We start from the raw sequence: 23,665 nt of genomic DNA on the forward strand, positions 1-23,665 counted from the left end.
GGATTCAGGAATGTCGCTCGAACTACCCGACGCGGATCGACCGATGCGAATCCTTCGAGTGGCACAGAAGAGCTATCCCGACGTCAACGGCGGCGGCGCCTACCACGTCCACGCGATGAGCCGGGATCAGGCCGCGATGGGCCACGACGTTACGGTCCTGACGGTGCGACGCGACCCCGAACTCCCCCACCTCGAGAAGCGAGACGGCTACACCGTCGTTCGATACGATCCGACGGTCAGCCCGCTGGGCAACGACCTCTCGGTCGGCGTCGCACGGTACCTGCACGACGCCCGCGGGTTCGACGTCGTCCACGCCCACTCACACCTGTACTTCTCGACGAACCTGGCGGCGCTGAAGCGTCGGCTCGGGGGGACGCCGCTGGCGATCACGAACCACGGGCTGTACTCCCAGACGGCGCCCGAACGGGTGTTCGAGTGGTATCTGAAGACTGTCGGCCGGTGGACGTTCGACCAGGCCGACGTCGCGTTCTGTTACACCGACGTCGGCGAGCGCCAGCTCCGCGAGTTCGGCGTCCAAACGCCGATCGAAGTCGTCCCGAACGGGATTGACACCGAGCGATTTCGGCCTGAGGGTCCCGAAAGCGACCTGCTCGAGTCGTCGGGACCGATCGTGTTGTTCGTTGGTCGACTGGTCGAGGGAAAGCGACCGCAGGACGCCCTGGCGGCCGTCGAACGCATGCGTGAGACGTACCCCGACGTGACGCTGTACTTCTGCGGCGAGGGGCCGCTCCGCGAACGCCTCGAGGAGCGAGCCGCCGACCGGCTGGGCGACGGCGTCGAGTTTCTGGGCCACCTCCCCTACGAGGAGATGCCCCGCGTCTACCGGTCGGCGGACGTGCTCGTCCTCCCGAGTCGGACGGAGGGCGTCCCCAGAACCGTCCTCGAGGCGATGGCCTCGAACGTTCGCGTCGTCTGTTCGGACCTCGAGCAGGTCGCTGCGGTCGTCGGCGACGGCGGGAGCGTCGCTCCCGTCGGCGACGTCGAGGCGTTCGCCGACGGGATCGAAACGCAGCTCTCGCGCTCGAGTGCCCGGAGCGACGGTGGTCCCGGACCGGAGTACGACTGGCGGTCGACCGTCGAGCGGACCACGAGCGTGCTCCGGGAAGTCAGCCGCCGGTGATTCCCCACCCTACTCGCTCACCGCTGACGCGGTTCGCTCCTCGAAGCTAAGAGCGACGAGTACCGTACGCGAGCGAACAACTAAGAGCGCATACGCTTTTCGAGGTAGTAAGGCGTGCATAGAAACCGGCTCGGAAGTGTTCGGGACGTCGCGTACGAACTTTGGAGTGACGGCCGCGGCTGGATTCTGGTCGGCGTCGCCAGCGGCTGGTTTCTATCCCTGGGCGTCCGATTGATCTTTCCCGCACTCCTCCCGTCTATTCGGGAGACGTTCGACGTCAACCTGGCGGTTCTCGGGTTGCTCGTCACGGTGCTCTGGACGGCCTACGCACTCGGACAGTTCCCCGGAGGGATCGTCGGTGACCTGTTAGGCGAGGGGAACGCGCTGGTCATCAGCACCGTCTGCTCGGGAATCGCGATCGCCGCCGTCGCCGGCGCGACGACGCCGGTGATGCTGTTCGTCGCCACCGCGGTCTTCGGGTTCTCGACCGCGCTATTCGGCCCCGCGCGGTTCACGATTCTCTCGGCTATCTACGAGCGGCGGGACGGCACCGCCATCGGCCTGACGCTCTCGGCCGGCGAGGCTGGTAACGCCGCCCTCCCCGTCGTCGCCGGCGTCCTCGCGGGGGTGCTGTCCTGGCGGGTAGGTTTTGGTATCACTGTTCCGCTGTTTTTCCTCGTTGCGGTGCTGATCTTCTGGGCGATCCCCGGCCGGGTCTCGACGGCAACGGACGGCTACTCGCTGACGGTGGCGACGTTCCGGGAGGTGATCGACGGGATCGCGGATCGACTGATCCTGCTGATTACGAGCGTCCACCTCGTGCTCTTTTTCGTTTACCAGGGGTTCACCGGGTTCTACCCGATCTACCTCGTCGAAATGAAGGGGCTATCGCCGACCGCCGCCGCGGCGTTTTTCGGCTGGTTCTTCGTCGTCGGCATCGCCGTCCAACCGGCCGCCGGAGCCGGCGGCGATCGGTTCGGCTACCGGCCCATGCTACTGATCGTCGCCGGCGTTTCGACGGTCGTGTTGCTCGCGCTTCCGTTCGCCGAGACGCTCGGCTCGCTCCTCCTGGTCACGACGGTCGCCAGCGTGCTCCTCGGGGCGACACCGCTCACTCAAACGTACCTCGTCAACGAACTTCCCTCGAGCGTCAAAGGGACTGGCCTCGGTCTCCTCCGAACGGGGTACATCGCGCTCGGGGCAACGGGACCCCTGATCATCGGGACGTTCGCGGAGTGGGGGTACTTCGACGGCGCCTTCCTCGGACTCGGGGCCATCGCCGGCGCTAGCCTTCTGCTGGCGCTACTCCTGCCGACTGCCGGCTCGTAACCGCCGTTCCGAACGACCGATAGATTCAGCGGTATCCAATCGTATCCATCCAGATCAAACGAATCTAAAATCGACCGGGAGAAACGAATCCGGTCGCCGTGATCAGTACATACTCTGTCGCCAGTACGCCTCTCTGGACAGCTATCAGAAGAATTGATTGCCGCTCCTTTGCTCACTCGAGCCGGACGTAACACGAGTTTCACGCAGTGTGCGGAAAGTCGACCCACCACCGGCTGCTAACCGTGGTGTCGTTCGCCCTCGAGGCGCTCGAGAACCGTCGCGACGGCGTCCTCGAGGTCTGCCTGCGACTCGTTGTCGACGCGGAGCAGGTCGACCGACGGTTCGTCGGCGACGGCGTCCGCGAGCGAGCGTTCGATTCGATCCTTCCGTTCGAACGCCTCGCTGACGCCGTGACCGTCGCCAGCGGGACTGACCCGTGTGTCGCCGTCCGCGCGACTCGCGAGCCGTTCGCGGACCGTCTCGGGCGCGACGTCGACGACCACGACCACCGATGGACCCGCCCGCGAGAGCGCGTCGACGGCCAGTTCGCACAGCGGGGTCGTTCGATCCCGTTCGGCGCCGAGTCCGACCGACCAGGCGGCCTGTACCAGCCCCTGGTCGAGCACCTGCAGCTCTCCGGACTTTCGGGACTCGAGCACGCCGGTCACGTACAGCCAGTTGAACGTCGTCTTCACCAGCGCTCGAGGGGAGGGCTGACCGCTTTCGGCGATCGCTCGAGCGGCCGCGAGCGCTTGTCGGGGCCGCCGGCACGTTCCGGTGGCGGCGTACCCGCTCTTGGCGAGATACCGTCGCGCGCTCGAGACTCCGTGGGCGAGTTCGTACGTCGGTTCCGAGACCGGTCGTCCCGTCGCCGCCAGCCGCTCGGTCAGTCGGCGGGCGATCGTCGACTTTCCCGCTCCGGGAACGCCGAAGAACTCCACCGTCGCCGTGCCGTCTGCGGACCCCGTCACGGTCGGATCGTCCGACGTTCGGGCAAAAGCGGTTCCGGTTCGATCCCTACGACGACTCGAGCAGCTCCCGGTACAGCTTGGCGTAGGCGTCGGCGGTCCGCTCGAGGGGGAACTCGGTTCGCGCGCGGTCGGACGCCCGCTCGGCGAACTCCCGGCGCAGCTCGTCGTCCCCGAGCAGCCGTCGCAGGCGGTCGGCGAACGCGGCGGGCTCCGTCGGGGTCGCGTAGGCGCCCGCCTCGCCGACGACCTCGTGCAGGACGGGAACGTCGCTGACGACGACCGGAAGCCGACAGGCCATCGCTTCGACGAGGGCGACGCAAAAGCCCTCCGACAGCGACGGCTGGACGTAGAGGTCGCTCGCGGCGAGAATCCGGTACACCTCCTCGCGGTCGACGAAGCCCGTGAACTCGACGCGCGCTCGGACGCCGAGCGAGTCGGCGACCGACTCGAGGTCCTCGCGCAGGGGACCGTCACCGACGATCGTCAGCCGACTCTCGGGGTAGTCGTCGGCGAGCGACGCGAACGCCCGGAGCAGCGTCGACTGGTTCTTCGTCTCGCTCAGCCGGCCGACCGACGTGATTCGCGGCCCCTCGCCCTCCCGAGAGTCGCGGGGCTCCTCGAGCACGCGGTCGATCCGATCGACGTCGATCCCGTTGTAGATCACCGAGCACTGCTCGTCGTCCAGTCCGAGCCGTTCGAACCAGTACAGGGACTCGAGGGTCCGCCTCGAGTTTGCAACGACCCGGTCGGCCCGCGGGAGCGTCGCGGCGTTGACCAGCACTTGCGGGAGCGAGTAGTGACGCTCGTGGTCGGCGTGTTCGGTGTCGACGATTCGCGTCCCGCGGGGGGCGAGCAGCCGGGCCAGCGAGCCGACGAAGTTGTGGTGGGTGTGGAGGACGTCGTAGGACCTCGTCCGCAGGACCCAGCGAAGGTGGGCTATTGCGGTCGGATCGAGACGCGAACTCGCGTTCAGCGGCACGAACTCGACGGCCGACTCCGGCGCCATCGCCGTCTCCTCGACGGCGGCGTCGTAGTAGGAAACGATCGTCACCTCGATCCCGTCGATCGCCGCCAGCGCCTCGCAGAGTTCGTAGGAGAAGGTCGTCGGCTTGACGTGCGTGAGGACGGCGAGGACGCGAACCATTGCTCGAGGGATTTCCGATCGGACGGGTAAAGGCTTCGGTGCGGACGGCGCTACGCGGACCCGGACCGGACGGCTTCCCCGTACTCGAACCCGCTGGAGTCGCGCCTCGAGCGCAGGTACCGCGTCGCGGCGATCGCCGATCGAACGACCGCGGGGTGGGTGTAGGAAAGCGCCAGCAGCGCCGCCCTACGTTTCGTCGGCTCCGCGTAGAGGGCGGCCTTGAGGGCGCTACGGGCGCTTCGGAGTTCGTCGTGATCCAGGTACGCCCGCCCCGCTCGCTCGGCGACCGCCGCCGTCGCCGGCTCCCAGTAGCCACGCTCGCGGATCAGCGACTCGTGTTTCTCGAGCACGGCTCGGTAGTCGCGGGTCACGGCTTCGGGCGAACTGGACATGCTCTCGTGGGACGTCCGAAAGCAGAGGTGGTCGTCGACGGCGCCGACGTGCCAGCGCTGGCAGAGGCGAATGTAGAGGTCCCAGTCCTGTTTCGTCGGCAGGTTCTCGTCGAACCCGTCGGCCTCCTCGAGTGCGGCCCGTCGGGCGAGCACGCGGGAGGGCGAGCCGAGCAGGTTCTTTCGCAGCATAGCGTCGGAGAGGTCGCCGCTGGGTGCGTCACGTTCGACGTGGATAACCTCCCCGTCGGGGGTTACCGACACGGAGAGGCAGGTGACGAGGCCGACCCGGTCGTCCGATTCGAGGCGTCGGACCTGCCGTTCGATCTTCGTCTCGTGCCACCGGTCGTCGTCGTCGAGGAAGGCGACGCACTCACCCGAGGCGCGCTCGATCCCCGTGTTCCGCGCCGCGGAGAGCCCCCGGTTCTCCTCGTGTTCGATCCCGACCACCCGCTCCGGGTACTCGTCGACGACGGCCCCGAGGTAGTCGGTCTCGGAGCCGTCGTCGACAACGATCACCTCGAGATCGTCGTACGTCTGGGCCAGTGCAGTTTCGACGGCGCCCTCGAGGAAGGCGGGACGTTCGTAGGTCGGGATCACTACACTGACGGTCGCCATACCGGTGAAATTTCCCTCGGCGCCTTCAGCGTGTCGCTTCCGCGAGAGGTTGCAAGCGTTCGCGAGACGGGGTCGACTGCGACCACCGAGAGCTATACGGCTGGGGTCGCTACTCGAGCCGTAACCGCCGCGTGCCGACGCGGTCCGACCCATGATCGACAGGAACCTGCTCCGGCTGAAGCTGCGAGACGCCCTCCCGCGATCGATCACGGGGCCGACCGTTCCGCCGTTCGTGATCTGTCGGGTCGATCCCCGCGAGATCCGGACGTACCTCGAGTACACCGTGTTGCGAAAGTACCGCTCGGCGGGCCGGATCGAGCCCGGGGAGTGGGACCTGCAGGCGAAGCCGCTGTCCGAGAGTCCGAAGTACCGGCTGCTTCGGGGGTACTACGAGGGGAGCGTCCGCAAGGGCGACCTCACTCCCGAGCGACTGCGCGAGGCCGGCTACCCCGAGCGCGAGGCCCGCTCCTACGCAGCGTCCGGGTACGGGGCCTACCTGGACGAGCTGTTCGCGTCGATCCGGGAACGGGGGATCGAACTCGAGTACGACACCGCCCAGGCGGAGCGAACCGCCGACCGGTACGATCAGGTAGCTGTCAACGTCGGCCGTGAGGGGGCGCTGATCTTCAACTCCTGTGGGTTCCACCGGCTGGTGGCGTCACAGCTGGTCGGGCTCGAGGAGATACCGGTCCGGATCAACGCCGTCCACGACCGCTGGTGGCGGGCTCACCGCGACACGGCGAACCCGTTCGACGAACACCCGAAGCTAACCTACGTCGGTCGAATCCCGATCCGGTGGCGGGACGTGCTGGCGCGAGCCTGACACCTACTCGAGGCGGTCAGAACGGCGCCGCCGAACGGAGCTGCTGGCGCTCGAGCAGGCCGATCGAGACCGTCGCCCCGAGCCAGACGGCCGTCCCGAGGGCGACGACCGCCGCGAGCGAGACGACGCCGTCGACCATGGGCGAAAGCGGTAGAACGACGAGGGACATGACCGCCGTGACGGCCCCGACCTTGGCACAGCGACGACCGATCGCCCGCCAGTCGAGGTCGAGCTCGAGGTGGATGAGGTAGACGTTCACCGTGACGTAGGCCGCGTACGTGCCCGCCGTCGAGATCGCCGCACCGGCGATCCCGATCGTCGGAATGAGCGCGAGGTTCAACAGGAGGTTCGCGACCGCCGCCGCCCCCTTCGCGTACGCGCGGTGTTTCGCCCGGCCGAGGTAGTCGAGCCCGCCGCTGGTGACGTAGGAGACCGCCTGCGCGACGAGGTAGATCGTCAGGAGCTGCAGGACGATCGCACCCCCGGCGTACTCGGGGCCGAAGACGAGCGCGAGCGTCGGCTCGGCGACGATCGCCAGCCCGGCCGCCGCGGGAACGTAGAACACGAGGGTGGCCGTCAGCGCCTCGCCGTAGAGCCGCGAGGCGGTCTCGAGGTTTCCCCGTTGGAGCTGTTCGCTGTAGCGCGGCGAGATCGCGAAGCCGAGCGAGTTCGCGGGCGACTTGACGAACGTCAGGAGCTGCTTGGCGACGACGTAGTAACTGACCGCGAGCGGCGTCAGGAACGCCCCGATGAGGACGACGTCGACGCGCTTGATGATCGTGCTTCCGTTCTCGGTCAGCGTGATCGGGAGCGCGTACTCGGCGATCCGGCGGCGGAGTCCCGTCTCGAGTTCGCCCCGCTCCGCGCGCGAATAGAGCCGGTAGATAACCGCCGCGAACAGCGCGGCGCCGAGCAGCGAGCTGACGACGTAGCCGACGAGCGCACCGACCGCGCCGAGACCGGCGAGTACGAGCCCGATCGCGACGATAGGACGGACGACCGCCTCGACGAGCGTGATGTATGCGGCCCACTCGATCTCCTTGAACCCCTGACAGAGGTTTCGCCCGGAGTTGACGAGCCCGTGGCCCGCGACGTACAGCGCGCCGACCAGCAACAGCTCCTCGAGCCCGGGTTCGCCTAAAAGCGCCGCGAGCGGTTCGCGGGCGACGATCAGGGCGACGGTTACGGTCCCGAGGGTGACCGCGAGCGCGAGCGCGACGGTCTCGACGATGTGGGGAATCTGGCCGGCATCGCGCTCCTCGTACTCGGTGAGGTAGCGGGCGGCGGACTTGCCGAGTCCGAGCCGACCGATCACCGTCACGATTGCGAAGACGGAGATCGCGAGGTACAACAGCCCGTACTCGTTGGGCTCCAGCAGCCGGGCGAGGACGACGACCAGGAGGCCGCTCGAGAGGTTCCGGACGACCTGCGAGGCGAAGTCGGCCTTGAGCCCGGACACGATCTTCGCTGCGAGCGCCATCTCGGCGTTCGTTCCGAGCAGGGCGGAATAAGGCTACTGATCGACGCCGCCGGAGTCGGGGGTCTTGCCGAACGTCCGGGAGAGCGGTATCGTCGTCTTCCCAGACGGGTCGACCAGCGCGAACCCGACGAACGTCGCGAGCATCAGCGACGGCGTGGACAGCCCGCCGAGCGTGAACGACTCGGTCAGCATCTGCAACGCGAGCAGCGTCAACGCGGCGAGGACGAACCCGTTCCACGACGGATCGTTCCGCGCCCGCACCTTCTGCAGGACCGAAGCGACCGCCCCGGCGAGTGCGAGGACGTACACGCCGCCCACGAGGTATCCCGCGTTCAACACGATCGCGACGAACGAGTTGTGGGTCGGGACTCCGGCGTCGAATCCGGCGCCGATGAGGGGGCTCTCGGCGGCCTGCGAGAGGGCGATCCCCCAGAACACGAGGCGCTCGCTCCCGCCGCGTTCGATCACGAGCGCGAGGTAGGATGCGCCGAGATCGGTCAGGAGAAACGCCGACGCCGAGATCGCGCCGACGGCGGCGAACGCGAGCCCGGCTATCGGAGCGCGAACGAACAGCAGGACGGCCGTTCCCGCCCCGAACGACAACAGCGCCATCGTCGCGTCGCTCAGGACGAGCCCCGTCAGCGTCACGAGCAACGCGGCGCCCCAGGGTCGGCGCCGCGACTCGAGGAGCGCCCACAGCGCGCCGAGGCTCGCGACCGCGGCCGCGAACCCGAAGGCGTTGGAGTTGCCGTACACCGACGCGACGCGAAGGCCCGGTCGGCCGAGGACGCTGTTGCCCGTCCACGGAAAGTTCGCCGCGGTGACCGTCTCGAGGCCGAGGAGGCCGATGCCGAGCAGGGTGAGCGCGGTGACGGCGCCGACGAGCCCGCCCACGAACTGCCTCGGGCGTGCGAGGAGCAGCGGGGGGCAGACGTACCACAGCGTAATGCAGACCACGGGTGTGAGCAGGATGTAGGGCACGAACGACGTCGATCCCGTGAGGCCAAACTGGACGACCAGCCCGACCCAGTAGAGGCCGAAGAGCGCGACGACCGGCCACTCGAGCGAGGCGCCGGTCAGCCGGCCGTCCTCGAGTCCGTACAGGGCGCCGAGCGCGAAAATCGACAGCAGGATACTCCCGGAGATGACGTAGCCGACGGCGGAATCGACGAGCCACGTGGTCGGGGCGAGCCCCGCGACGCTGAGTGCAGCGCCGACGGACGCTGCGGCCGTCTTCGCCATGGCTCAGTAAGGGGAGGCCCGTTTCCTTTACCTTTTCTTCGGAAGCTTACAGCCGCTCGAGTAGAGCTGTAGGGTATACGGCACGGATCGCTCGGGCCGGTCGGATTACGAGTCCAACACCAGCGGCTCGTACCAGTGCCGGTTCCGACGGTACCAGTCGATGAACCGCGAGACGCCCTCCCGGATCGACGTCGACGGCTCGTACCCCAGCAGCTCGCGGGCTTTCGAGACGTCGGCATGAGTGTGTTCGGCATCGCCCGTCCGTCGCTCGGCGTACTCGAGGCCGAGCGAGGGGTCGATCTCGTCGCGAACCAGCGCCGCCAGCGTCCGGACGTCGATAGTATCGGTGCTCCCGACGTTTACGATCTCGCCATCGGCCGAGTCGTCGGCCAGCAGCTGCCGGTTGACGCCGACGACGTCGTCGATATACGTGAAATCCCGCGTCTGGGTGCCGTCGCCGTAGACGACCGGGGGCTTCCCGTTCAGACAGCGCGAGACGAAGTTCGAGATCGCCATGTTGGGACGCATCCGCGGGCCGTAGACGGTGAAGTACCGCAGCGAAACTGTAGGGAGGCCGTACACCTCGTGGTAGACCCGGGCATACTGTTCGGCGGCCAGCTTCGAGACGCCGTAGGGGCTGACCGGCGTCGTCGGGTGATCCTCGTCGTAAGGGAGGTACTCCGGTTTGCCGTACACCGAGGAGGAACTCGCGAGGACGACACGCTCGAGGTCGGTCTCGCGGGCCGCATCGAGGACGTCCAGCGTGCCGTCGACGTTGATCGAGTTCGGCTTGCGCGGATTGTCGACGCTCGTTCGAACGCCCGCCTGGGCCGCCTGGTGGTAGACGACGTCCGCGTCGCCGACCAGTTCGTCGACGAGGGTCGCATCTCGAACGTCGCCCTCGAGAAGGGCGTAGGCGCCGTCGCTTTCCGCCGCAGCCGCTCGGCCGAGTTCGACCGTTCGTTCCTTGATCCCGGTGTCGTAGTAGGGATCCAGGTTGTCGAGCACCGTCACGTCGTGTCCCGCTTTCGCGAACGACTCGGCGAGGTGCCCTCCGATGAATCCGGCGCCGCCGGTGACGAGAACGCGCATCGTTCGCCAACAGACCGCCGACTCCCAAAAACACATCGGACTTTTTATGTGTGAGTGCGGATCTGCCGACCGGTTAGCCGGGTACGCCGATTCGTCGATCCTCGAGCGGAAGCGACGAGCGAACGGCGCGGTTCGCGGTCCGATGTTTGGCAGCCCCGTGCGGGGAACGAACCGCCGGGATATAGTTACTGGCTCAGTTATTTATTCGTCGCCGATAATTACTCGAGACGTGAGTGCTGTCGAACGGGAGCCGGGGACGTTGTTCGCCCAGAGATGGGACCCCCAGCGCCTCGTGAACCTGTTCATTTACGGTCTGTTCGGCCTGCATCTGATTCTGGTGATTCTCGCGTACTCGACGGACGCCGTCGCGGCGTGGCAGCTGGCGGCCTTTGCCGTCCTGCTCGGAACAGTCTGTGGCTGTCGGCTCGTCGCGAACGCCTACCAGGAGTTCGATCAGCTCCAGGCGGGGCTGCTCTCGGTGCTCGGCATCTCCTTCGTCGTCCTCGGCGTGATCTACCAAAGTTCCTCGCCCGGGTTCGGTCTGGGTCCGAGCCGTCCGCTCGCGATCGCGATCGTGTTCGTTCTCGCCGTCTCCTTCTTTCTCGTCGTCACCGACGCCAGACGGTACACGGCGGGCCAGTGGGCCGCCGTCGGCTGTTTTGCGGTTCTGACCGGGATCTACCTCGCCCACACGCTCGCGTACGATCCCTCGAGTTCGCAGTCGCGGTGGCCGCTGTGGGCCGCGGTCGTGATGGGAACGAGCCTCTTCGTCGTCCCGCGGCTCGTTCCAAAACGGATCTTCCTCTGGTTTCTCCCCCGGCTGGCGGCGGTCGCCGTGATACTCGGTCTCGGAACGTACGTCGTCGGCGAGTACAGCCTGTGGGCGTTCGAGGTTCGTCAGTGGTCGGGGACTCCGTCGGTGCCCCTGATCGAAACCGAACGCTCGACGATCCAGTCGTTCTTCCCGAACCCCAACTCCCTCGGGCTGGTCTCGTTCGCCGGTCTCGTCGCTGCGGTCGTCGAACTCCACCGCTCGGTCGTCGCCCGTCGACCGCTGGGAGCCGCACTCGCGGTTGCGCTCGCCGGCCTCTGTGGGGCCGGCGTCTTCCTCTCGAACGCCCGGGCGGCGATGCTCGCCTCGGCGATCGTTCTCGTGATCTACGCCGCCTACGTCGCTGGCGGCCGCATCGCCGTCCCCGTCGCCGCCGTGGCGAGCACCGTCGGTGTCTTCGGACTGCTCGCTGCAATGTACGCGGACGTGGTCGACATCTCCACGTCGGGTCGGTTCGAACTCTGGACCGCGAGTCTGCGGGCGATCCGGGACGGCCCCCTCCTGTTCGGCCACGGCAGCGGTCCCGCGAACCTCGTCATCGAACCCTATCTCGAGGGCGAGACGGCGCCGTTGCCACACAACTCCTACCTCGAGGTGATGATCCAGACCGGCTTCGTCGGTGCCCTCGCCTACGGCGGGCTGATCGCCGGCAGCGTCGCTCGCGGGCTGGCCGCCTACCGCGACGTCGACGTCGCGATGCTCGCGTTCGTCGTCGGCTGGGCGATCCACCTATTCTTCGAGTCCTACACCCTGTTCGAGTGGTCGATCGGCGGCGTGCTGGCGTCGATGGCGATCGGCTACCTGCTCTTTGGCGACTGAAGAGACCGGAGCCGAGCGCGCGGACGATTCCTCGAGCGCATCAGTGACCGAACGGTTCCGGAAGCTCTCAGGTCGAACCCGGGACGAGACGGTCGTATACGCCGTACACCCGTCGTCGGATTGCCGGGTGTTCGACGAGCCACCAGCCGACCAGTCCGACGGCGGTCCCGGCGAGCGCGAGGAACGCCCGATCGTTGACCCCGGTGGCGACCGCCGCCGCGAGCGCGATTCCGAGCGCCGCGAGGAACGCCCGCAGCGGTCGGTCAAGCGTGAGCCGGCCGACCGTGGCAAGGTAGACGGCGCCGAACACCACAGATGCGACGACATCGACGAGGTAGTGCACACCTAGTGCGAGCCGGGAGACGGCGACGAGGGCGACGATCGCTCCGGCGATACCGATTCGAACCGACCGCCGGCCGCGCGGGAGCCACAGCGCCAGCGCGCCCCAGAAGACCGTGGCGGCCATCGTGTGCCCGCTCGGAAAGCCGAACTCGCTGGGCTCGATCACGTGGTACTCCGCGGGTGGACGCGGAAGCGCGAACACCGACTCGAGCAGGACGACGAGCGAGAGGCCGCCGAAGATGGTCGCGATGAGAGAGACCGTTCGGTCGGAACACAGCGGCTCCTCCCGTCGGCCGCGCCGAATCGACGAGCCGACGTCGACGAGGTAAAACAGCACCAGTGCGGGGGCGACGAACAGGAGGTCCCCGAACAGCGTCGCCGCGACGAACGCCTCGAGGGACCACTCCGGAAGGATCGTTCGGAGTGCCTCCATCACGCCGAGGCTACGGCTCACGGCGACCCGCGGACGCCGCGATCGGTCGTCCGCTCACCCCTCGAGTCCGGGACGCGGAGACCGCCCCGCGTCGATACACAGCCCATCATCGGTTCTCGGCGCGTGCGTTACAGCATACCTGCTAGCTCTAATTCAAAAGGCTATCGAGTCGTCGGACGCGGGGATCGGAGTCGCATCGAACGCCTCCCACCCCCGAGCGCCGGCCCTCGAACTCGAGTCGGTGTCAGTATCGGTCGCGAGCGAGCGATCAACCGCTCCCGTCGCTTCGCAGTGCCCGATCGACGGTTGCGACGGCGTCCTCGAGACGCCCTTCGTTCGGGACCCTGACGACGGTGATCGAGTCGTCGGCCTCGGCTGCCTCGACGACTTCCGAACAGGCTCGCTCGTGTCGCTCCTGTGCGTCGTCCATCCTTGCGACGCCGTGTCGCTCCGAGAGAGACTTCTCCCGGCTGCGCTGGCGCCGGAGGCAGACCGCCGTCGGCGCGGTGACGTAGACGAGCGTCTCCGGCGTCGGCACGCGATCGAAGTACGCCTCGAGAGAGAACCGGTCTCCACCCCGCCAGAGAGTCGAGACGGCCCCCATCGCAAACCCCTCGTCCATACAGAACCGTTCGTCCGACCGGACCGTCTCGACCCCAAGCTGGTAGCGCTCTGCGATGTTCCTGAGCAGCGACGCAGCCTGGTCGGGTTCTTGAGAGACCGCTTGTCGGGCGCCGACCATCGCGTCCGGAAACGACGGCTGCTCGAGCAGGAACGACGAGAACAGCCGTTTCCGAATCGGGTGCTGCAGAACGAGCGTCTCGACGTACGAGCGCGGACGCGACGGCAGCAGTCGGTACGCCAGCCGAGTAGGGCCGTCGTAGCGATCCTGGATCAGTCGCTCGAGACCGTTCTCGTAGAGTCCACCGTAGTACCGCGGATCGGACGTGAGTCGTCCGTGTACCGCCGACTTGCCCGCTCCCGGTGGGCCGAGAAACTCGACGTGTGAGCGGTCGGTCGGCGTCATTCGAATCACTTGCGCGACTGGATCGCGTACAGGTCGGCGTACTGCCCGCCCCGGTCGATCAGATCGCCGTGTTGGCCGGCCTCGACAACCTCGCCGTCCGAAACCGTGTAGATGCGATCCGCGTTCTCGACGGTCGAGAGCCGATGGGCGATCGCGAGCATCGCGTAGTCCCGATCCATCCCCTCGATCGCCGCCTGAACCTCCTGTTCGAGACTCGAGTCCAGGTCGCTCGTCGCCTCGTCCAGAATGAGGAGTTCGGTGTCCTCGAGCAGCGCTCGGGCGAGCGAGACGCGCTGTTTCTGGCCGCCCGACAGCCGCGTGCCGTCGTCACCGAGGACGGTGTCGTACCCGTTCGGGAGATCGTCGAGGAACTCGTCGATCTTCGCGATCGAACACGCCCGCTCGATCTCCGCCTGGGTCACGTCCCGGTTACCGATCGTGAGGTTGTACCGCAGCGTGTCGTTGAAGATGAACGGGTCCTGGCGGACGATCGAGATCCGCTCGCGCCACTCGTCGACGTCCATCTCGCCGATGGGAACGCCGTTGGCGCGGATCTCGCCGCGGTCGACCTCGTACAGCCGAGCCAGCAGCGAGACGATCGTCGACTTGCCGGCGCCCGACTGGCCGACGAACGCGACGAACTCGCCCTTCTCGACCTCGAAGTCGATCCCCTTGAGCACCCGTTCGTCGCCGTCGTAGGAGAACTCGACGTCGTCGAACTCGACGTGGTTGACTGTGTCGGGCACCTCGCGAGTCGGCTCGTTGACCTCCTCGCGGTTCTCGAGGCCCTCGATGAACTTCTGGGTCCGGACGAGGTGGGGAAGGTCGTTCTCGACCTTGTAGTAGTACTCGTTGAGCGCGCTGACCTTGGGGCCGAGTTGCATCATCGCGAAGAGGAACACGCCGAGGGCGCCGATCGACAGGTCGGCGAACGTGAGCGCGAGGTAGATGAGAACGAACACGGAGACCGCGACGCCGAGGTTGTAGAAGTTGTCGATCGCGGCCTCGTTGCGTCGGAGTTTGATTCGCGCGGTCGTGTACTGGTCGACGGCGTCGAGGAAGTTCCCGCGCAGCTCCCCGGCGAGCCCGAAGATCCGCACGTCGCGGATCCCCTGCGTGCCGGCCTGGGCGGCCTCCTGTCGGCGCTCGTTGGCGTCGGCGACCTCGTCACCGAGGTCGTATCCGCCCTCGAGCACGCCTCGAAGCAGGACCGTCAGTCCGCCGAGGATGGCGATCGCGATCAGCGTCAGCGTCGGCGCCATCACCAGCGCGATCGTCAGGTACGCAAGCGAGAGAAAGAGCTGCTCGAGGACCTTGATTACGCGCCGGATCACCCGTCCCGCGTAGTAGGTCTGGGTGACGATCGCGTTGAGGATGTCGTCGGAGCCCTCCTCGTCGAAGTATTTGACCTCGGCGTCGAGGGCGTTGTCGAACGCCCGCACCTGCAGATCACGAATGTAGTAGGTCCGCAGCGCCTCGCGGAACCAGCCGACGAGGAAACTCGCCGTGTACCGCACCGTCATTACGACGGCGACGCCGGCCACCACGAATCCGAGGGTAAACGGGACGCCGAGGGCGTCGTAGGCGACGACGAACGCTTCCATCAGCCCGTCGGCCTCGGCGACGGGATCGTCGGCTTGGACGATCTCGATGATCGGGAGGATGAAGCTCAGTCCGATTCCCTCGAGAACCGCAGCGAGCAGCCCGAGGCCGACGATCAGCGTCGTGAACTTCGGGCTGAACCGGGCGACGTCTAGCAGTGCGTCGATCTTGTCGCGCCGAGAGATATGCTCGGCATCGTCAGTAGACATCTCGGAGGTAGTAACGCATCGCCGTCGGAATCGTATAGTCCCGTCGGAACCTGCCGCGGTCAGTCCCGGGCGGTCAGTCGGAGCTGGCTTCGGCCGGTACTTTCTCCTCGAGGCGCCGTTCGGCCTCGTCGCGGTCCTCGGGGTAGCCGACGTCGATGCGCCAGCCGTCCAGTCCGATCGCGTCGATAGTGCGTCCCGACTGGATGAGCAGGTCGACAGCGTCGCTGATCTCGTACTCGTCGCGGTCGGAGGGCTGGACCAGGTGACAGGCGTGGAAGATCGCCGGCGTGAACGTGTAGAACCCGGTCATCACGAGATTGGATGGTGGGTCGTCGGGCTTCTCGACGACGTCGGTGATCTCGCCGTAGGCGTTCGTATCGCAGACGCCGTAACGCGAGGCTTCGTCCCACGGGACTTCCTCGACGAGGAACGCGGCGTCGGCGCGTTCCTCCTGCTGGCGGCGAACGACGTCCTCGAGGTTCGCCTCGAAGACGTTGTCGCCCAGGATCAGCATGAAGTCGTCGTCGATGTGTTCCTCGACGCACAGCAGCGCGTGGGCGAGGCCGTTCTGTTCGCGCTGGTGGGCGTACGTGATCGGCACGCCGCGATACTCGTCGCCGTAGTGGTCGATGATCTTCTCCTTGAGGTAGCCGACGACGATGACGAACTCGCTCGCGCCCAGCTCGACGAGGCGGTCGAGACAGTGGGTGATGATCGGCTTCTCGTCGACCTCGACGAGTCCCTTCGGCTTGTCTTCGGTCAGCGGCCGGAGTCGCGTTCCCTCTCCGGCGGCGAGTACGACGGCTTGCATTGACACTAACTGGTGAGTCTCTCCTTACAATAACGTTCTGGTACGGACCGGTATTTATTTTGTATAGTTCGGCCGCAAGACGAGCACTGCGTGGGCTCAGAACGGCTTCGATCCACTGTCGGGTCAGATCCGATCTGGCCTCGAAGTCGCGAGGTCGTCCGTGCGAATAGGAGCAAATATTTGTTCCCGACTTCGAATCTGTAGGACAGTGAGTACCGCTGAGCGAGACTCGGCGACGTCTCCCGCCCGGAGCCCGGAAGCCGATCGACTCCTCGAGGGCGCGGTCTACGGGCTGTTCGCGCTCTACCTGTTTCTGGTTCTCGTCGCACAAGTGACCGACGCGGTCCCGGCGTGGCAGCTCTCGGTGGCTGCGATCGTCCTCGGCGCGGTTCTGGGAACTCGGCTCGCCGTCGTTAGCTACGATCGTCGGACACACCGGTGGGCGGCGATCCTCTCCGTGTTCGGAATCACGGGCGCCCTCGCCGGCCTGCTCTACCAGACCAGTTCGCCAGGGTTCGGAGTGGGCTCGAGCCGAGTGCTCGCGATCGGTCTTGCGGTCGTCGTTCTCCTCTCGTTCGTTCTCGTCGTCACCGACGCCAGACGGTACACGGCGGGCCAGTGGGCCGTCGTCGGCTGCTTTGCGGTGATCGTCGGCGTCTACCTCGCACACACGCTCGCGTTCGTTCCCTCGAGTACGCAGTCGCGGTGGCCGGTGTGGGCGGCGGTCGTGATGGGGGTGAGCCTCTTCGTGGTTCCTCAGCTCGTTCCCGGGCGGGTGTTCCTTCGCGTCCTCTCGGTGTTCGCCGCGACCGTCGTCGCGCTCGGACTGGCAACGTACGTCGTCGGCGACTACACGCTGTGGCTCTTCGAGGTCGGCCGGTACACCGCGTCTTCGCCCAGCGTTCCCGGGTTCGATCCGGATATCCTGACGCTGCAGTCGGTCTTCCCGAACCCGAACGGGCTGGGCCTGCTGTCGTTCGCCGGCTTCGTCGCCGCGAGCGTCGAACTCCACCGTTCGCTCGACGAACGGCGACCGATCGGCACGCCCGTCGCCGCGGTGCTCGCGGTCACCTGTGGGATCGGCCTCTTCCTCTCGAACGCTCGAGCGGCGATGCTCGCCGCGGCGGTTGCGACGGCGATCTACGCCGCCTACGCCGTCGGCGAGCGTAAGCTCGTTCCGGTCGCGGTCGCGGCGACTACCCTCGGCGTGTTCGGAGTCATCGCCGCGATGGCGCTCGAAGTCGTCGGCATCTCCGCGACGGGTCGGTTCGAACTCTGGGCCGCGAGCCTGAGCGCGATCAACGACGGTCCCCTCCTGTTCGGTCACGGTAGCGGGCCGGCCAGCACCGTCATCGAGCCCTATCTCCCGGGCGAGGGGGCACCGACGCCACACAACTCGTATCTCTCGGTACTCATCCAGACCGGGCTCGTCGGCGGGCTCGCCTACGTCGGGCTCGTCGCCGGCAGCATCGTCGCGCGCACGGTCGCCTACCGCGAGGTCGACGTCGCGATGCTCGCGCTCGCCGTCGGCTGGGCGATCCACCAGTTCTTCGAGTCCTACACGATGTTCGACTGGTCCGTCGGCGCGGTGCTCGCGACCGCCGCGATCGGCTACCTCGTCTTCGGACACCGAGCGGAGCCGCGCCAGTAGCGGCGGGTCGATTCGCGAGGACCGGTGAGAAAAGCGTCCCGTCCTCGAGTTCGCTACCGCGCTTTCGAGGGGGCCGATACCGATCGAAGGGAGCTGATTCGTCGACTCCCGACGGCGTAGGCCATCACGCCGACGATCGCAAACAGGAACCGGTTGTCGTTCAGGTCACCGGTCACCATGGCGTTCACGAGCATGTAAGCGAAGAGGACTCCGAGAACGACGTGGGTCGTCTCCTCGTACTCGAGCCAGTCCCGGGCGGCGTTCAACAGCGCGTAGCCGAACAGCGCACCGAGGAGGACGAGCCCGACGATGCCGAGTTCGAACAGCACCTCCAGGACGATGTTGTGCGGGTAGTAGCGGGTGTCGTAGCCCGGATCGATCAGCACCGGCCAGGCACCCAATCCTTCGCCGAAGAGGAGCATGGCCGGGTTCAGGGCGTCGAACGTGTTCGTCCAGTAGCCAAAGCGAAGACCGAGCGAGCGCCCCGGGCCGTCGGCCAGCGTGAGCAGTCGCTGGATGCCCCGCAGTTGCCGAGCGACGGTGGCGAACCCGATCAGCGAGACGAGTCCCACAGCGCCGTACCCCGCCAGCGCGATCCGGCCGTTCGGCAGCGTTCCGAGAACGATTCCCGCGAGAACGAGCAGTCCGATCGAACCGGCGACGGCGACCGTCGGCCCGCGAGCCCCGCTCACGAGCAGGGCGTAACTCATCGTGACGGCGCCGAAAAGCGCCGCGATCGTGAGCGTTCGATCCTCCCTCGAGAGGACGAGGTAGCCGACCGCGAGCAACAGTCCCAACCCGATCGCCCGACCGGTTATGAGGTAGTTCGTCCCGAACGGAGAGAGCTCGCCGCCGCCAGCCCGCTGGTATCGGTACAACATCTCGAGGGCGGTGACGAACCCGACCCCCGCCGTGGCGAACCCGGCGTACCGGAGCCGGCGAGACGACGTCGCGACGACGACCGCGCCGGCACCGAGCGCCAGCCCGGTGACGCCGACCAGCCGCAACGACTTGAAGAAGTAGTACTCGGTGCTCGGAGTCCAGAGTCCGGAGAGAACGGCGTAGCCGGCGAAGAGACCGAACAGCGTGGGGATGACGACCGACGGGAGCGTGAGTTCGAGTCGCCCGGTGGCGACCAACAGCGCGGAGAGCCCGACGGTTATCCCGCCGAGCAACACCGTCAGATCGATCGGCGACCACTCGAGGTACCAGGCGCTTTTGTACACGCCGGAGAAGACGAACGCCACGTAGCAGACGGCGACGGCGGCATCGAGATCCTCGTCGTGGAGACGCATCTATGGGTAGTATTTGAGTGTCGGTGATGTGTCTTGCCAATTCGAAACCGGTAGGTAGCCCGTCATCGGCCGATGAGACGCTTCACCAGCCGTTTCGCGTCCATCCCGGCGGCGAACGTTCGCGGCGTCACGCAGGTCGCCAGATGGACGTACGGGAACGGGTTCGTCGGGTGGAGCCTGATCGCTCTGGCGAGCTCCCGTCGCGCTGTCGCCATCTCGCCGCGTTTCGCGTGGGTCAACCCCAGCAGATAGTGATGGTGGGCGTGTCGGCGGTCGGTCAACACGTCGCCGTGGCGCTCGACGAGCTGGGTCTTCCCCTCGCGTCTCGCCGCGACGTCGAGCGAGATCGAGTCCGCCCGACGGTAGTGTCTCGCCAGGATCGTGCCCAGTCCGTAGAGGTCGTACTCCCGAGCCAGCCGCAGGTAGAACTCGTAGTCCTGTGAGGAGGCCATCGCCTCGTCGAGGTCGCCGACGGTGTCGAAGACGGACGCGCGAACCGTCGTCGTGATGAAGCTGCCGGGGACGTTCGCCTCGCCGAGAGCCGACCGCGTCACGCGGCCCTCGTGGGTGGCCTCCGGACCAAGGTACTCCTCGCCCCGGTAGATGTCGTAGCCGTGGAAGACGCCACCGTAGGTCTCGGGCAACGACTCGAGGGCGGCGACGCAGGTCTCGAGCTTGCGCGGGTAGTACTCGTCGTCGGAGTCGAGGAATGCGACGTACTTCCCGGAAGCCGCACGGATCCCCTCGTTTCGGGCGACGTTCGCCCCGTTGTTGCCCTCGAGCCGGAGATACTCGATTCGGTCGTCGTCGTACCCCTCGACGACGGCCGCGGTGTCGTCGGTCGAGCCGTCGTCGACGATCACGTGTTCGAACCCCCCGTAGCTCTGTGCGAGGACGCTCTCGATCGCTCGCGGAAGCGTCTCCGCCCGGTTGTACGTCGGCGTGATAACTGAAACGGTGGTCATTCGTACTCGTCGTCGGTTCGTGCAGTTTCGTCGGTCGGTCCTGCGATGCCGTCGGTGCCCGGGGACCCGGTCAGCTGTGCGTACGCAGCGAGCAGTCGGTCCCGCTCGGCCTCCCAGCTGTACTCGGAGACGACCGCCTCGCGCCCGGCGTCGCTCATCGCCTGCCGGGCATCCGAATCCTCGAGCAGGCGTTCAATCTCCGTCGTCGCCCGCTCGAGGTCGCGTTCGGGAACGGAGACACAGTAGTCCGAATCCGCGTAGGGCTCGAGCGACGGCACCTCGGTCAGCACGACGGGGAGGCCACAGTAGAGGTACTCGAAGAACTTCGTCGGGACGTTGCGCTCGAAGCGCGCCTCGTCGACCAGCAGCAGGCCGATGTCGGCCGCCGAGAGATAGGAGAAGATCTCGTCGTAGTCGACGTAGCCAAACAGCCGAACGTGCTCGGCGATCCCCTCACGTTCCATGTACCGGCGAGCCTCGCGCTCGATCTCCTTGTCCTGAAACGGCCCGAGTAGCCAGAGCCCGACATCGAGCCCCCGCTCACGAAGGCGGGCGGTAACCTGCAGCATGTTCAACAGCCCCCGTTCCCGGTCGAGTCCGCCGACGTAGGCCAGCACGTGCTCGTGGGAGCGCTCGAGGTCGATCCGGTCGGTCTCGATCCCCGCGACCTTCGGCAAGTTCCGAATCGTCTCGACGGGCGTACTCGTTCGCGAGGCGAGGCTCTCCCGGGTGGCGTCGTCGGCCGTGACGACGAGGTCCAGCGGTCGGGTCAGCGCTCCCTGGATCGCCGGAAACACCCGCTGCAGAACGGGTTTGACGGGATCGGGGATCCACTCGCGGACGCGGATCGCATCCGCGTAGTCCTCGTGAACGTCGTAGACGACCCTCGCGTCCGTAGTCAGCGACAGCAGGACGCCGATCGGCAACAGTTCCGGATCGTGGACGTGGTAGACGTCGGCGTCCTCGGCTCGAGCCTCGCGGAACAGCGTCGGCAGGTTGCGCCAGCGCTCGAGTCGGGTGTTGACGTTGCCGACCGAGCGCACGTCGACGCCGTCTCGGACGATCGACTCGTCGTGGTGGACGAGTAGCGTCGTCCGGTAGCCCGCGGCCGACAGCGTCTGTAGTTGTTTGTGGAAGATGCGCGGATCGAACGGGTAGTGGACGGACGAGAGGTGGACGACGTGGGTCATGGTTCGGTCTCTTCGTTCTGGCTCGAGTCTCGAGCGGTCGTATTCCAGGTGACGATGTTCTCTCGCCGGAGGAAGTTCCACAGGCCGACGAGCATGCCGTAGTTCGCGACGAGGAAGAAGTGGGGAACGTGGACGAGCGTCGGCGGCGAGAGCGAGGTTCGGTCGAGGGCGGCGCCGGCGAGGGCGAGGGCGTAGAACGTCAGCTGCGCCCCGAGCAGCGCCAGATAGATTGGGCTCGTCGAAACGAGGACGAGCGCGAGGTTCGAGAGGAGGGCGACGGCAAGCAGAATCGGCGAGAGCCACCGGAGCACCTTGTGAGAGAGGAGCTGGAAGGAAAACACCGGGTAGCGAACCGGGTTGAGCAGCCCGGCGTTGTTCGCGACGGTGTGCCACGATCGGGTGACGATTCGACTCCGACGGTCGAGTTCGTCGTCGACCGTCTCCTCCGTGCTCTCCCAGGCGACCGCGTCGGCGGTGTACGCGACCCGCTCGCCGTTCGCGACGATCGCCAGCGGCTCGGCGAAGTCGCTGATCGCGCCCCGCCGCAGGGGGACGTACGACGAGTTGCGGACTGCGTAGATGGCGCCGTTTCCGGTCACCGACGAGCCGACCGCCGACTCGAGACGTTTGATCAGCGACTCGTAGCGCCAGTAGATCGACTCGCCGTCGACGTCGCTCGAGTCGCGGTACTTGAGCTCGCCGACGACACAGCCCACGTCGGGGCCGAACGACGCCACCAGCTCGCGGATCGCGGCGGGTTCGTACATGCTGTTCGCGTCCGAGAAGACGACTATCTCCTCGTCGACGGCGTCGGCGACCCGGTTCTGACACTCGGTCTTGCCGACCCGCCCCTCGATGCGGACGAGGTCGACCCCCTCGTCGGCGTAGGAGCGAACGATCTCGTCGGTCCGGTCGGAAGAGGCGTCCGAGAAGACGACGATCGAGAGCCGGTCGTCGGGGTACTCGAGCTCGAGGCTGTTCTCGATCTTTTCGGCGATAATATCTTCCTCGTTGTACGCTGCGATAACGAGTGCGACCGAGGGAAGCGAGTCGGGGACCGACGAGTCGGGAGTCGGGGTCAGTCTCGCCAGCAGCGCCAGCAGCGGAATGTAGAGGAAGTACGAGTGGACCAACAGGAGAACGGCGACGAGGAGAAGGGCCAGGAGCGTGAGTTCGAGCATGGTGGCGAAACGGACTGTTCAGTGGCGGATCGAAACGAGTATCCTGCCTCCGATTTGCGCCAGCGCCGAGTTCAACCTTCCGACATGGATCGAGCGTCACAGCGCTTCACGGGCCCTTACATTGCAAGCTCGGTGTGGCGAACTCGTCCGCACGAGACCGGATCGTGAACACAGACTCCGTTACGCTGGCGGGATCAGCATCACGTTCCCGGTTGCTCGAGCGACGAGATCCTCGGAGACGCTGCCCAGCAACAGTCGACGGAGGCGGCTGTGCCCCCGGGAGCCGACCAGTACTGTCGTTGGGTTCACCGCAGCTTCCGTGGCGAGAATCTCGTCGGCGGGGTCGCCCTGCCTGACGACGATCTCGGCGTCGATCCCCCAGTCCTCGAGCCGTGCCGCCAGCTCTCCCAGTCGCTGCTCGGGGTCGACGCCCTCGGGAAGAGCGGGATCCTTCGGCGTGGCCACGTGGACCAGCGTTGCCTCCTGCGTGGCGTGTCGGAGATAGGAGAACGCCTCGAACGCCCGCTCGGCGTTCTCGGAGAAGTCGGTCGCGTACAGCATCCGCTGGAAGAGGTGCTGTTTGAGGACGACGGGATCGTCGACGCCGCGCTCGATCCGGTTGACCAGCAGCGGCGTCTCGGTCGTGCGCGCGAGGTTGCGCGCCGTCGACCCGATGACGCGGTTCTCGAGCGGGCTCTTTCCGCGGGAGCCGACGACCGTGAGACTCGCGCCGATCGTACTTGCGATGCCGATGATCCGCCGGTGGGGGGTCCCGCGGACGACGTGGACCTCCACGTCGAACCCAGCGGCTTCGATGACCCGTCGGTACCGTCGAATCGAACGCTCTCGGCGCTTTTCGAAGTCGATTCCGGGCATTCCCGAGTGAACGTTCGACGGGACGACCGTGACCAGGTGGATCTCGTCGATCCCGATCCGGCCCAGGCAGTCGAGGCAGGTCTCGTTCTGTATCGTCGCCTCGCTGGCCGCCGAGAGATCCGTCGCGAGCACCGCTTTCATACCCCTAGTACGGACCCGGTGCTATAATATTGTTTGGTGGAACCAATACCGATTACATGAAA

General features: G+C 66.7%; 20 protein-coding genes. 5 read left to right on the forward strand and 15 right to left on the reverse strand.

Annotation, left to right across the window (positions count from 1 at the left end; genetic code table 11):
- The first annotated feature begins 43 nt into the window (after window positions 1–43).
- On the forward strand, window positions 44–1,141 hold the full coding sequence (locus C491_RS17620) for a glycosyltransferase family 4 protein (protein WP_049892325.1): 1,098 nt from the start codon (window positions 44–46) through the stop codon (window positions 1,139–1,141).
- A gap of 114 nt (window positions 1,142–1,255) precedes the next feature.
- Entirely contained in the window at window positions 1,256–2,470 is a 1,215-nt protein-coding gene (locus C491_RS17625; protein ID WP_005558821.1) for an MFS transporter, read from the forward strand.
- A gap of 236 nt (window positions 2,471–2,706) precedes the next feature.
- Here C491_RS17625 and C491_RS17630 read toward each other — a convergent pair whose 3' ends face one another.
- From C491_RS17630 to C491_RS17640, 3 genes are read right to left on the reverse strand one after another with little or no spacing between them, the layout of a single operon-like run.
- Window positions 2,707–3,441: an AAA family ATPase gene (locus tag C491_RS17630; RefSeq protein ID WP_005558823.1), complete on the reverse strand. Its 735-nt coding sequence runs from the start codon at window positions 3,439–3,441 to the stop codon at window positions 2,707–2,709.
- A gap of 46 nt (window positions 3,442–3,487) precedes the next feature.
- On the reverse strand, window positions 3,488–4,585 hold the full coding sequence (locus C491_RS17635) for a glycosyltransferase family 4 protein (RefSeq protein ID WP_005558825.1): 1,098 nt from the start codon (window positions 4,583–4,585) through the stop codon (window positions 3,488–3,490).
- A 50-nt stretch (window positions 4,586–4,635) separates the two neighbouring features.
- Window positions 4,636–5,592, reverse strand: a complete 957-nt coding sequence (locus tag C491_RS17640) for a glycosyltransferase family 2 protein (RefSeq protein ID WP_005558827.1) — start codon at window positions 5,590–5,592, stop codon at window positions 4,636–4,638.
- Window positions 5,593–5,743: 151 nt separating this feature from the next.
- On the opposite strand from C491_RS17640, the gene C491_RS17645 reads away from it, so the two are divergent.
- Window positions 5,744–6,415, forward strand: coding sequence for a hypothetical protein (locus C491_RS17645; protein WP_005558829.1), 672 nt, complete (start codon window positions 5,744–5,746; stop codon window positions 6,413–6,415).
- 16 nt (window positions 6,416–6,431) lie between these two features.
- Here C491_RS17645 and C491_RS17650 read toward each other — a convergent pair whose 3' ends face one another.
- The 3 genes from C491_RS17650 to C491_RS17660 form a co-directional block, all read right to left on the reverse strand.
- Entirely contained in the window at window positions 6,432–7,895 is a 1,464-nt protein-coding gene (locus C491_RS17650; protein WP_005558830.1) for a flippase, read from the reverse strand.
- A gap of 33 nt (window positions 7,896–7,928) precedes the next feature.
- Window positions 7,929–9,137 (reverse strand): hypothetical protein, encoded by a 1,209-nt coding sequence (locus tag C491_RS17655; RefSeq protein WP_005558831.1) that lies wholly within the window; start codon window positions 9,135–9,137, stop codon window positions 7,929–7,931.
- Window positions 9,138–9,242: 105 nt separating this feature from the next.
- Window positions 9,243–10,229, reverse strand: a complete 987-nt coding sequence (locus tag C491_RS17660) for a GDP-mannose 4,6-dehydratase (protein WP_005558832.1) — start codon at window positions 10,227–10,229, stop codon at window positions 9,243–9,245.
- Between the two features lie 229 nt (window positions 10,230–10,458).
- Here C491_RS17660 and C491_RS17665 point away from each other — a divergent pair, with 229 nt between their 5' ends.
- Window positions 10,459–11,880 carry an O-antigen ligase family protein gene (locus C491_RS17665; RefSeq protein ID WP_005558833.1) on the forward strand — a complete coding sequence of 474 codons (1,422 nt, stop codon included), beginning with the start codon at window positions 10,459–10,461 and terminating at the stop codon, window positions 11,878–11,880.
- A gap of 67 nt (window positions 11,881–11,947) precedes the next feature.
- Here C491_RS17665 and C491_RS17670 read toward each other — a convergent pair whose 3' ends face one another.
- From C491_RS17670 to aglF, 4 genes are all read right to left on the reverse strand, one after another.
- The gene (locus tag C491_RS17670) at window positions 11,948–12,676 is read right to left on the reverse strand and encodes a phosphatase PAP2 family protein (RefSeq protein WP_049892283.1); all 729 of its coding nucleotides are present in this window, start codon (window positions 12,674–12,676) and stop codon (window positions 11,948–11,950) included.
- Window positions 12,677–12,923: 247 nt separating this feature from the next.
- Window positions 12,924–13,682 carry a hypothetical protein gene (locus C491_RS17675; protein ID WP_005558835.1) on the reverse strand — a complete coding sequence of 253 codons (759 nt, stop codon included), beginning with the start codon at window positions 13,680–13,682 and terminating at the stop codon, window positions 12,924–12,926.
- A gap of 5 nt (window positions 13,683–13,687) precedes the next feature.
- Complete coding sequence (locus tag C491_RS17680; RefSeq protein ID WP_005558836.1) at window positions 13,688–15,493, reverse strand: ABC transporter ATP-binding protein; 1,806 nt, start codon at window positions 15,491–15,493, stop codon at window positions 13,688–13,690.
- A 73-nt stretch (window positions 15,494–15,566) separates the two neighbouring features.
- The gene (gene aglF, locus C491_RS17685; protein ID WP_005558837.1) at window positions 15,567–16,304 is read right to left on the reverse strand and encodes a UTP--glucose-1-phosphate uridylyltransferase AglF; all 738 of its coding nucleotides are present in this window, start codon (window positions 16,302–16,304) and stop codon (window positions 15,567–15,569) included.
- 208 nt (window positions 16,305–16,512) lie between these two features.
- On the opposite strand from aglF, the gene C491_RS17690 reads away from it, so the two are divergent.
- Window positions 16,513–17,955 (forward strand): O-antigen ligase family protein, encoded by a 1,443-nt coding sequence (locus tag C491_RS17690; protein ID WP_005558838.1) that lies wholly within the window; start codon window positions 16,513–16,515, stop codon window positions 17,953–17,955.
- Window positions 17,956–18,008: 53 nt separating this feature from the next.
- On the opposite strand, the gene C491_RS17695 is transcribed toward C491_RS17690, so the two are convergent.
- The 5 genes from C491_RS17695 to C491_RS17715 form a co-directional block, all read right to left on the reverse strand.
- The gene (locus tag C491_RS17695) at window positions 18,009–19,250 is read right to left on the reverse strand and encodes an O-antigen ligase family protein (protein ID WP_005558839.1); all 1,242 of its coding nucleotides are present in this window, start codon (window positions 19,248–19,250) and stop codon (window positions 18,009–18,011) included.
- Between the two features lie 62 nt (window positions 19,251–19,312).
- Window positions 19,313–20,215, reverse strand: coding sequence for a glycosyltransferase family 2 protein (locus C491_RS17700; RefSeq protein WP_005558840.1), 903 nt, complete (start codon window positions 20,213–20,215; stop codon window positions 19,313–19,315).
- Entirely contained in the window at window positions 20,212–21,405 is a 1,194-nt protein-coding gene (locus tag C491_RS17705) for a glycosyltransferase (RefSeq protein ID WP_005558841.1), read from the reverse strand. The genes C491_RS17700 and C491_RS17705 overlap by 4 nt, the downstream gene beginning before the upstream one ends.
- Window positions 21,402–22,586 carry a glycosyltransferase family 2 protein gene (locus tag C491_RS17710; protein ID WP_005558842.1) on the reverse strand — a complete coding sequence of 395 codons (1,185 nt, stop codon included), beginning with the start codon at window positions 22,584–22,586 and terminating at the stop codon, window positions 21,402–21,404. Before C491_RS17710 ends, C491_RS17705 begins: the two co-directional genes overlap by 4 nt.
- Before the next feature lie 180 nt (window positions 22,587–22,766).
- A complete protein-coding gene (locus tag C491_RS17715; protein WP_005558843.1) occupies window positions 22,767–23,603 on the reverse strand; it encodes a universal stress protein in 837 nt (278 codons plus the stop codon).
- Between the last annotated feature and the right edge of the window lie 62 nt (window positions 23,604–23,665).

It is taken from the genome of Natronococcus amylolyticus DSM 10524 (genome assembly GCF_000337675.1).
In the GTDB taxonomy this organism is placed as follows: domain Archaea; phylum Halobacteriota; class Halobacteria; order Halobacteriales; family Natrialbaceae; genus Natronococcus; species Natronococcus amylolyticus.